This is a genomic window from Moorena sp. SIO3H5, from assembly GCF_010692395.1.
GTDB lineage: Bacteria > Cyanobacteriota > Cyanobacteriia > Cyanobacteriales > Coleofasciculaceae > Moorena.
The window spans coordinates 1-7,176 of sequence record NZ_JAAHHS010000385.1; the positions used below are offsets into that span (position 1 = coordinate 1).

General features: G+C 40.7%; 9 protein-coding genes and 1 pseudogene. 5 read left to right on the plus strand and 5 right to left on the minus strand.

Annotation, left to right across the window (positions count from 1 at the left end; genetic code table 11):
- Window positions 1-585: 585 nt before the first annotated feature.
- Window positions 586-1,188 (minus strand): NYN domain-containing protein, encoded by a 603-nt coding sequence (locus F6K52_RS28960; protein ID WP_008182130.1) that lies wholly within the window; start codon window positions 1,186-1,188, stop codon window positions 586-588.
- 105 nt (window positions 1,189-1,293) lie between these two features.
- Window positions 1,294-2,910 carry a methionine--tRNA ligase gene (gene metG / locus F6K52_RS28965; RefSeq protein WP_293086862.1) on the minus strand — a complete coding sequence of 539 codons (1,617 nt, stop codon included), beginning with the start codon at window positions 2,908-2,910 and terminating at the stop codon, window positions 1,294-1,296.
- A gap of 560 nt (window positions 2,911-3,470) precedes the next feature.
- Here metG and F6K52_RS28970 point away from each other — a divergent pair.
- Both F6K52_RS28970 and F6K52_RS28975 read left to right on the plus strand, forming a co-directional pair.
- Window positions 3,471-3,740 (plus strand): 1-acyl-sn-glycerol-3-phosphate acyltransferase, encoded by a 270-nt coding sequence (locus F6K52_RS28970; RefSeq protein WP_293086832.1) that lies wholly within the window; start codon window positions 3,471-3,473, stop codon window positions 3,738-3,740.
- A gap of 82 nt (window positions 3,741-3,822) precedes the next feature.
- Window positions 3,823-3,960: a hypothetical protein gene (locus F6K52_RS28975; protein WP_293086836.1), complete on the plus strand. Its 138-nt coding sequence runs from the start codon at window positions 3,823-3,825 to the stop codon at window positions 3,958-3,960.
- A gap of 478 nt (window positions 3,961-4,438) precedes the next feature.
- Here F6K52_RS28975 and F6K52_RS28980 read toward each other — a convergent pair whose 3' ends face one another.
- Window positions 4,439-4,633 carry a hypothetical protein gene (locus tag F6K52_RS28980; protein WP_293086839.1) on the minus strand — a complete coding sequence of 65 codons (195 nt, stop codon included), beginning with the start codon at window positions 4,631-4,633 and terminating at the stop codon, window positions 4,439-4,441.
- A gap of 270 nt (window positions 4,634-4,903) precedes the next feature.
- On the opposite strand from F6K52_RS28980, the gene F6K52_RS28985 reads away from it, so the two are divergent.
- The 3 genes from F6K52_RS28985 (at window position 4,904) to F6K52_RS28995 (ending at window position 6,457) form a co-directional block, all read left to right on the plus strand.
- Window positions 4,904-5,092, plus strand: a complete 189-nt coding sequence (locus tag F6K52_RS28985; protein WP_293086844.1) for a hypothetical protein — start codon at window positions 4,904-4,906, stop codon at window positions 5,090-5,092.
- An 87-nt stretch (window positions 5,093-5,179) separates the two neighbouring features.
- Window positions 5,180-6,082, plus strand: coding sequence for a beta-carotene hydroxylase (crtR, locus tag F6K52_RS28990; RefSeq protein ID WP_293086848.1), 903 nt, complete (start codon window positions 5,180-5,182; stop codon window positions 6,080-6,082).
- Between the two features lie 180 nt (window positions 6,083-6,262).
- Window positions 6,263-6,457 carry a hypothetical protein gene (locus tag F6K52_RS28995; protein WP_293086852.1) on the plus strand — a complete coding sequence of 65 codons (195 nt, stop codon included), beginning with the start codon at window positions 6,263-6,265 and terminating at the stop codon, window positions 6,455-6,457.
- Window positions 6,458-6,493: 36 nt separating this feature from the next.
- Here the strand turns inward: F6K52_RS28995 and aroH are convergent, their stop codons facing one another.
- Window positions 6,494-6,880 (minus strand): chorismate mutase, encoded by a 387-nt coding sequence (gene aroH / locus F6K52_RS29000; RefSeq protein WP_293086857.1) that lies wholly within the window; start codon window positions 6,878-6,880, stop codon window positions 6,494-6,496.
- A gap of 75 nt (window positions 6,881-6,955) precedes the next feature.
- A pseudogene (locus F6K52_RS29005) lies at window positions 6,956-7,176 on the minus strand (signal peptide peptidase SppA); the annotation flags it as partial.

Sequence of the window (7,176 nt, forward strand, 5' to 3'; positions counted from 1 at the left end):
TAACGTAATTGACTGATCCATCCATCTGAAGCTGTTTGATCTGTTACTTGATCACTGTAGTCTAGGATGTCGGGAAATGTCAATTATGTCGGGGAAATTCTTTAACAGGAAGTACTCCTTAGTTATTGAAGTTTTTATAACCTCAATAGTTCCTGGGGGGCGACAAGCGCCCCAAAGTTTTTACCCGCTCTAGGTTTAAGGTCACTATGCTGCAAAACTATACCTAGACAATTATGAGCATAATTTCAATTACTGATTATTTCCTTCAAGTTGGATATAAGTTTTGTAACTGAATTGACCAAACCCAGATGAGTTAATGATTATAGGCGACCTGTTACCCCCTCAGCTATACTTTACTTAGTTGCTTAGCTTTCAGTTTTTAGATGGTTTACCCATGAATAAAGTCTGTATTTAAACTATAGGAGGGCAAAGCATCGGACATAAACTATAGGTTTTCAGGCACTAATTACTGCCCGAATGCTACAAGACATGAGAAAGAAACGCCCACAAACTTAAATTGTAGTATGGACTCCATCAGACAGGCCCTAATCACCAATTACTAATCACTAATCACTAATCACCAAACTATTTGTGCTGTTCATCCATCACATTGAACCCAGACAACGGACGGTAAGTATAGTTTTGTTTGGGTGTTTTTTGGATACTTTCTTGGATGGTATCAAGGTCAATATAGCGGTCGGCTACATTAATTAGACTATCACTGGTCATGGAGCGTAGGCTGACCACCTCAACCCGAACTCCCCGATAACTGACAGAATCGACTGCATAGGCAAGATCCCCATCACCACTGACTAGAACTGCTGTGTCGTAGGAACCCACTAGTGCCATCATGTCAACAGCAATTTCTACATCCAGATTAGCTTTTTTTGAGCCATCTGGTAGCTGCACTAAATCTTTGGCAATTACTCGGTAGCCATTACGACGCATCCAGAGCAGAAAGCCTTGCTGCTTCTCATTCGTACGATCAACACCAGTGTAAAAGAAAGAGCGTAGTAGCCTAGATCCTGCTGTCAAACGACACAATAGCTTAGTGTAGTCAATTTCAATCCCTAGTTGTAGGGCAGCATAAAATAAGTTTGAACCATCGATAAAGATGGCAACACGACCACGGTTTTCTAAGACTTGTTCAGGTGTAAAAATTGGATCATGATTATAATGGCTAAGCATTTTTATTATACCTCTTTGTTAAAAAAAAAAATTAAAAAACTTTTTACTTAATCAGCATTAATGTAAGATGCCGATTAAGTTTTTGGTTAATAAGACGGAAGCAAATTAGATGAGTTCCAGTCGTGCAAATACCGGTTTGGGTTTTCCTAGCTTCTGGTTTTGAGGTAAAACCCCCCAAGATCCATGGGATACATAAGGAGCAGCCAAAAAGATGTGTTCTTTTTGGCTAAAGTCGATGGCAAAACCTAGTTGTTGGTAAATCTCCGTACTAATACTGGGAATAATCGGTGATAAGAGATAGGCAGCTAAGCGCACTGACTCTAAAACTGTATATAACACTTGTTCAACCTCTTGCTGTTTTCCTTGTTTATACAAGCTCCAGGGAGCTTGCTGATCTAGAAATTTGTTACTGGCTCGAATCAGAGTAAATATTTTTTGGCAAGCTTGGCTAAACGCTAGGGATTCATAAGCCTTAGCCACTTGTGAACCGAGATCTAAGCCAATTTCGAGCAGAGGATTGACCTGTGAAATATCTGAGCCAGTTAAACCTGGAACAATACCTTGACAATATTTTTTAGCCATGCCCAAGGTGCGATTGAGCAAATTACCTAGGTCATTGGCTAAATCCGCATTGACGATATCGATAAAACGGGTTTCACTAAAATCCCCGTCTCGCCCAAATTCAATCTCTTTTAGAAAATAATAGCGAATTGCATCAGCACCGTATTTATCTACCAACTCCACTGGGTCTAGGGTATTGCCTAGAGTTTTTCCCATTTTTTGACCATCTTTGGTCAGAAAGCCATGACCAAATACTTGACCTGTAACAGGTAGAGAGGCTGACATTAACATGGCAGGCCAGTATACAGCATGAAAGCGCAGGATGTCCTTACCGATAAGATGTATATTGATCGGCCACCATTTTTTTAAGGCATTATCAAGAGTTGGTTCACTATCGGGATCCAATAGGGCAGTCACGTAGCCTAGTAAGGCATCAAACCAGACATAGATGGTGTGGCTGGGATCAACTGGTACTGGGAACCCCCAATCGACATTCAATCGCGAAATCGAAAAATCCTGTAGTCCCTGACTGACAAAACTCAAGACTTCATTACGGCGACTTTCCGGTTGGATAAAATCCGGTCGCTGTTGGTAAAGTTCTTCTAGCTGTTTTTGGTATTTAGAGAGCCGGAAAAAGTAGTTTTGCTCATCCCGCCACTCCACTTCTTGATTGGAGTGAATCGAGCAGCGGTTTCCAGGTAGAAGTTCCCGTTCCTCTTTAAATTCCTCACAGGAGACACAGTACCACCCTTGTTGTTGACTCAGATAAATGTCACTTTTATCCCAAACCCGCATGAAAAATTCTTTGACAATGGCTTGGTGGCGGTTAGCAGTAGTGCGGCTGAAACGGTCATACTGGATATTGAGCTTTTGCCAGAGGACATCAAATCCAGCAGCTATCTTGTCGCAATGTACTTGAGGATCTACCCCTTGATTTTCAGCAGTCCGCTGAATTTTTTGTCCATGTTCATCTGTACCAGTAATTAACAGTACCTCTTTGCCCTGTAACCGTTGAAAACGAGCTACTGCATCAGATGCCATGGTGGTATAGGCACTGCCGATATGGGGTAAGTCGTTCACATAGTAAAGGGGTGTTGTAATGGCAAATGTATTTTTAGTAGTATTCGTATGAATCATATGAGTGTTAAAGACGCCCTCCAGCCAACTGTTTTAAATTATTTAAGTGAGTTTTAACCTAGTGCATGGCTACTAGTATTAATTTTAGTTGTTACTTTATGTAGTATTTATCGAATCAGATTTACTTAAGTTTTAACCTTTTATAAAAAGTATCTGTCGCTACTTTTTAGTTGACGTTACTCAAAATTGTTTATTATCTTGTAACTCATTCCACCTATTTTAGTTGTGGGGTTTCGAGTCATTACTCCTTAGTCTGTTACTTATGAGTAAGGAGTAATGATCAGCAGCCGATAACTTATCCCAATCCTTTGAAGGAATGGAATCAAGGCCACCTTCTGTCAATTGATTATAAGAAAAATTAATTATTAACATAAGTTAGTAGTCTAGTTTAGATTTAACAGGCTTTTTCTACTACTGGCTTAATGCCTAATGTGTCAAGCTACACACTTGTAGTCACTGGCAGTCTATCACCATTAGTTGTTTTGCACCTGATTATCTCTACTTTAAGGCATCTGTCAATAGATATATTTTTAAAATAATGTTAAGAAATGTTAATCTATATTAGAAATTGATCACTGAAACTGATGTCTGACCATCTTCCACTACAGGTTTCTGATGCGCTTCTTGCTGCAATGGGAATAAATTGTTCCAATATCGATCAGGATCGCATTCCTCATAAATCTGCTGTTGTAGTAGTGAGTAACCATCGTGGCTTTCTAGATGTCCCGTTGTTGATGGTAGCCTTGGGGCAACGAATCCCCATTGCTTGTGATCATGACATGGGACAAGCACCAGTGATGCGGGTAGGTTGTCAAACAGATGGGTTGTTTCTATCTATAAAAATCAGAATATAGACTGTGGGCGTTGTTACAACAGGCAAGTCAGTTTTGCGAACATCATCATTGGGTTGGGGTTTGTATACTCCGAGCCTAACCAATGCTGAATTTTACTCAGCCTTTGGAAATAGGCAACTTTCATAAAAGGTTTACCCACTTAGCTTTCTGGACATCAGTTAAACAGGCAGCAGCTCCTAAAGCGCGATCGCTTACCAAGAAGAAATCGTACACTCAGTGATACCTCCGTGATCGTTACGTTTGTTTGACCCATCTGAACCCCGATTTAAACAAATGGGTTGGCATCCGATGGTAATTCATCGCTGTTTGGCAGTATTAGTTGGACATTTCTATTGGATTACAAAGAAACAGCGGAACTATCAAGGGAAACACATTATGTGCTCCATTAGTAAGATATACCGGTATTAAATTGCTAGATTAGTACAGGGGATCAAGGATAAAGTCTGAAGTATCAAGTATTAATACTCAAGGATAAAATGGGCTTGTTAGTGTTTCACTTATGCTTGAATAAAAACTTGCTCAATAACCATAATTTAAACTACCTATTTTCTACCTAATATTTCCTATTTAAGAGTTGTTAATTATAGTCTTATGCAGATATAATAACTACAATAAAATGTACTATTTTTTAAATAAAACATCTATTTTTAGATTATGAAGCATTATTCGTTATACTTACGCAGAAAAAATCTTGATGGCTATAATACTTCATACTGAGAGTAAACAATACCAAACGTTAATAGTTGTTCGTGTTTCTTGAGTCCGGGAGAATCTAATCGGTGATTATCCACTATTTGTTTATTTACCAGAGATGGTTCCAATGGGTGAGCTGTTGGCAGTACAGGCTCAACATTGAGAAACTGGTTTTGATTTCCGTTGTTTGGGGTACCCAACGGATGATTTAAGCAACTTGGAGAAGTTGGCAGGGGTAGTGGTTAACCTGATTGAAGCGGAACTCAACCAGGGAGCTTCACAGGAGGTTTATCTGTATGGTGAGTCGAAAGGAAGGGGAGCATGTCACAAATGCCGAACATTTGTACGCTTATCTGGGTAATAGGTAATGGGTAATAGGTAATAGGTAATAGGTAATAGGGGGAGCATGTCACAAATGCCGAATATTTGTACATTATCTATAGCCCCCTCATGGGTTTAAGCTTGCTCTAATGGTACATAGTACAAATGTTCTGCAACGCAAGACCTGCTCCCAAAGGAAGTCTGTCTGGTGCGTGAAGGTAGCTCCACAGTTGAAAACCCCTGTGCGTCCCAGAAGCAGAAGGGTATCACAAGCAGTGCCGGAGGGTGACTCCCCTGGTGAAGAGAGTGATTTTCCTGAAACTGACTCTAGTTTCTGATTAGAAGCTCTAATCTTAACAAATCTTTATAATTGAGCCATTGTACCTTATACTACCAAAAGACAGTAGAAAGGAGAAAAAACAAGTATGTCGGAGGCCATCAAGCCGCTGACAGTGCCCAAGGAGTTCTTGGGTGCCCCGGATAAGTTTAACTTAACGTTACTCATGTTTGTGGCGGCGATCATCTTGGTGGTCTGTTCCACCAGTGGTTACTGGCTTTGGGATTTGCCTAACGCTTGCTGCTTTAGCATTAATGTCCTTGCCTTACACATGGTAGGAACAGTCATTCACGATGCCTCTCACCATGTTGCCCACAAAAACCGTTACGTCAATGCCCTAATGGGTCATGGTAGCGCCCTGATGTTAGGTTTTACCTTCCCAGTGTTCACGCGGGTTCATATGCAGCATCATGCCAATGTTAACGATCCCGAAAATGATCCCGATCATTTTGTTTCGACTGGTGGTCCGCTGTGGTTAATTGCAGTTCGCTTCTTTTATCACGAAATATTTTTTTTCAAGCGCCGTTTGTGGCGTAAGTATGAGTTATGGGAGTGGTTTTTTAGCCGTCTATTCATCGCCATAATCATATATCTTGCTTGTCAATACAGCTTTTTAGACTACATCATGAACTATTGGTTTGTACCAGCATTAGTTGTAGGTATAGCGCTAGGATTGTTCTTTGATTATTTGCCCCATCGTCCATTTAAAGAACGTGATCGCTGGAAAAATGCTAGAATTTACCCCAGTCCCATCATAAACCTGCTAATTATGGGACAAAATTATCATCTAATTCATCACCTGTGGCCGAGCATACCCTGGTACAAGTATCAGCCCGCCTACCGTGCTGTTAAACCCCTTTTAGATGAAAAAGGTTGTGATCAATCTCTAGGACTTCTGGCTCGAAAGAGTTTTTGGAACTTTGTATACGATATCTTTTTAGGAATTCGTTTCCACCACAAATCATCTGATAGACACACGGAATCAACCTGAAAATTTTTCTGTTGATGGTTGACCATGGACGGTTGACCATTGATACATTTCAGTAAATAAAATCCCATGGCTGTTAATTGTTAGTTTTTAATGCTTAATTAACAACTAACAATTAACAATTTTATTTTGACTAATGAGTAATATACCTCTTGCAAAAGTATTTTTATGATAGTGTTCTTGATGCAGTCGCTCATGGGGGAAACCACGGCAGTCGCTCATGGGGGGAACCCCCAAGACCGCGCTGCCTTCCCAAGACCGCGCTGCATCGCTTTACGTCAATTCTTGTCCACTTTTGCCAGATGCGCAGATCAGCTGTTCCCGACAACTGCCACAAAGTCTAATGAGAACTTTAAATTACGACTGGCTAATTGGTAGAAGGCGCGTGGTTAGTAGAAATAACCTGACTGACAATTAACGGTTGACTTGAGCTAGAGTCCAATCAGGCCTTAAATTTTTGGCCTGACGTAAATAGGGATGATAAATTTCAAGTTGAGAAACAGGAGTGTTGATTTGGATTAAACACCGGATACAACGCTCTAGGCTACCCTCGACATGCATCTGTTGGACATCAAGTAAAGGAACATGATCCCAATTAGGACGTTCTCGTGCGATCGCAGCTGGAAATTTAGCATCTAAATCACGGGTCGTGGTGAAAATCGCACTAATAATTTCTTGATGGTCGATTTCATTATGAGCTTCGAGTTCATCTAGCAGTTCCATCACTGCTTCTCGAATCGCTGCTACTGTATTTTCTGAGGCAGTTGTTGCGCCTCGAATTGCCCTAACTCTCCAGTGCAAGGTAAGATCCTCCGAATTTCCCTGGGAGATTTGAGATATTAAACGCTTTGTGAAATCTCAAATCTCCATTTTATCTTATGGTCGGTACAACCATAGGGGCTGACCGCTAGTTGATAGTTCAAACTCTAACCAATCTATACCAACAGATATCTGAGATCTATTGCGCATAAGGTTACCCGGTAACAAACGACTCAATAATGGTTTGGGTTCTTCGATGGTGAAAGATTTGGTTTTCTCTGGGTCAAGACCCACCAATTCCGCTGCCCAGCAACGGGCATCTTCTTCAGTTCCAAGGA